Annotated in this window: 2 protein-coding genes and 1 pseudogene (1 of these 3 only partly in view); all 3 read right to left on the bottom strand. The window is 60.4% G+C overall.

Annotation, left to right across the window (positions count from 1 at the left end):
• Window positions 1-179 (bottom strand): annotated as a pseudogene (locus FRC98_RS22280) (IS701 family transposase); the annotation flags it as partial.
• A gap of 54 nt (window positions 180-233) precedes the next feature.
• The gene (locus tag FRC98_RS03685) at window positions 234-1,289 is read right to left on the bottom strand and encodes a histidine phosphatase family protein (RefSeq protein WP_146979932.1); all 1,056 of its coding nucleotides are present in this window, start codon (window positions 1,287-1,289) and stop codon (window positions 234-236) included.
• Window positions 1,286-2,808, bottom strand: the 3' portion of a protein-coding gene (locus tag FRC98_RS03680) for a methyltransferase (RefSeq protein ID WP_146979931.1). Its footprint extends 142 nt past the window's final position; the window shows 1,523 of its 1,665 coding nt (coding positions 143-1,665); its start codon lies beyond the right edge, outside the window; its stop codon occupies window positions 1,286-1,288. The genes FRC98_RS03685 and FRC98_RS03680 overlap by 4 nt, the downstream gene beginning before the upstream one ends.

Below are 2,808 nucleotides of genomic sequence, written 5' to 3'. Positions count from 1 at the left end.
GGCGTCGCGGCCAGTTGAATCCCCGCCGGCTGATGGGTCTTTCGTTTGGCCGTCGACAGCCGCGCCTCAACGCACGCCCCGAGGTTGGCCCTGAGCGGCTTGCCCGAACAGTCGCCGAAGACGAAATCGCAGAAGGATTCGAGATCTGCGCACGAGGATGTGAAGTTTGAAATGTCCATAAGCGCGTTAGATCAGGCTTCGACCAGGGCCGCAATCAAAATCGGAAGAATCAATCAAGCAGTAATAATCGCCGACCACCTATCGTACGGTCGATGCTCGACGCCAACCGCAGAGAGCCCGATATCAAAGCGCGCGAGTCGCTCGGACAGCGTTTCCGGCTCAGTTTTGTAAGGAACTTCGACCACCCGGCCGGCTAGCTCGAATACATCCGAAAACGCGCTCGGATTTGTGTGTCTCGCACCGCGAGCCAGTAATGATTCAATAATAAGGCCTCGGTCGCGCGCTGAGGGGGCCCAAACATCAAGGTCGCGCGGTGGACGCCCTGTGATCAGCGACTTAAAGGCGCCGCCTGCCAGAAAAAAACGCGCACCTGAGTCGAGTCCAATTGTCGCGGCCACCTCTCGCCGGGCAAACTCGATCACATCACTTTCGGTCAGGCCGCAGAGCGACCCGATGTGTACCGCTTCATCGTCTCGGTAGGCCGTATTTATACCTTCATGGGTCTCCCAGAAAAACGCCCCCTCGAGATACCAGGGCCAGTCCGCAGCCCCGAGTTTTCGACCAAGAAGGCGTGCCGCGGTAGCGGTTATTAGCGAGTCGTGCGTCACAAAAACATGCACGCCAGGCTCGTCGGCTGCCGCGGAGAGCATCGACTGTACAAGGAAGCGCGCGGCCTCGTCTGGTCGCGCCATTCCTGGAAGCGCCGAGGTTTCGGTGACCAGATGACGCATCACACCCTCATGGCCGAGTTCCTCCCAGTTCGTCCAAGCGCGCCTGCCGTCGACGACGAAGACACCCGGGTCTCCGAGGAGAGGATCGCAGACGACGGTGATCGCGGCGTCCGCCCCCTTAGCGAGTGCTTCCGCCGTCTTAACACAGCGGACCAGCGGACTTGCGTGAAGTGTCCGTAACCGACCGCGGAAAAGGCCGCCGAGTTCGAACGCAAGTTGGTGCCCAATGTCCGTGATGGGGAGGTCATAGCCAACATCGCCGAGAGGTAGTTCATCACGGACCGAATGCCTGAGCAGTATGACGACCGCGCGATCCTCCGGTGCGCTCTCAATAAGACGAAGCACCGAGGGCGGGATTCTCCAGTCTACATCGCTCACAGCGCCACCCCCACCGCGACCGAGGGTAGCGCCGGGAGCCTTCGTACCGTGCTCAGTTCAAAGCCAGCCGCGAGGAGTAACTCACCGATTTGCTCCGACGACCGCTCGCGGCCGCCGGTCGCCATAAGTAGGTGAAGATCGCAAAGCGCACCGGCCACGCTCTCCTCAGGGACCAACATCTCCACAATGTAAATACGTCCCCCCGCAGGGAGAGAGGCTCGTGCATGTGTGAGAATCCGAATCGCATCAAGGTCATCCCAATCATGCAGCACGCGTGACAAGAGCACCGCGTCGCCTTCGATTTCCCAGGGCTCGAACAGGTTGCCGCTCCGCCAACGCAATCCGGGAGTCACGGCATTCGCCATCGCCACCACCTCAGCGCGTTCCAATACCGTGACCTCGGCGTTGGGGTGAGCCGAGAGTATCAGCTGGGCTAGCACACCGACGCCCCCACCTGCGTCAATGATGTGTTCATCGCCGGTGAGACCGAGTGCGAGGCAGACTTCGGTGTAGTCGTGCCGTGCGTAACTGCGAAGCATGCGATGATGACCAACGCGCCGTTTTTCATCACGCCCGACCTCACCGAACACGTCGGGCGCGGTCCAGTTGGTGTTCTTCCGAAGGGCATCGGGGAGACCTCGCCACATCGTCGACAAAGGTCCTGCGTACTCGATAGCCGCATCGGCCAGCGTAAGGGAATGATCGGCCCGGAGCAGCCCACCCCGCATCGTGAGCTTCCAATACTCACCGTCTTGAACGGCAAGCCCCAGTTCTCCCAGAGCTCTCAAAAGTCGCTGCGTGCCGTCGGTGCTGAGGTTACAACGGTCCGCGACCGCCTGCCGGGTTGCTGGCAAAGCCTCAATGACGCCCAGGCTCACTGCCGTGCCGATTGTCTGCGTTCGCCAGAAACCAACCATGTCTCGGGACAAACTCGCGAATTCCGATTGCCTGGCCGGTCGCAGCTCAACAAGTGTTGTCCCACTTTCGTCAATGACCTCGAGCGCGCCGTCAAATCGCTCCACTCGCGCTTGCCCATTATAGAACGGCTCAACCGCCTGGAAACGTCGCCTATAGGCAGGTCGCCCCTGGAGGTTTACGTGCATCCAACCCTCATCGTCCCGCGCGCGCGCGTAACCTTTATGAAAGATGTCGAGGTCAACGAACCAAACCCCGTGTAACAATATCCCGTTAAGATCAACGTGCGTTGAGTGCCCGCAGGCCGCCTGCACGACCGCAATCCCGTCGCGATAATCGCCCGCGTAGCACCATCGGGCAGAGTAGGCGGCGACGCCTTCGCGCGTTATGTGGTGGTAGGTGTTGTCCTTGTTGCGAACGGTGCATCGACCCTGTTGGAAGTTGCCGCACCAGTCATACTTCTCGCTATACGCATCTTGGCCTTCTGCCCCGATGTGGTGCGCTCCGTCCGGCCCTTCAACCGCGGCCAGCCCCTCATAGAATCCAAAGGTCCTGCGAAAACGCCTTCGATATGCTGGCGTTCCGTCGCACCTCACGTGCCACG

Source organism: Lujinxingia vulgaris (assembly GCF_007997015.1).
Lineage (GTDB): Bacteria > Myxococcota_A > Bradymonadia > Bradymonadales > Bradymonadaceae > Lujinxingia > Lujinxingia vulgaris.
Note: the sequence above shows the minus strand (reverse complement) of the source record. Positions and strands in the feature narration are given on the sequence as shown.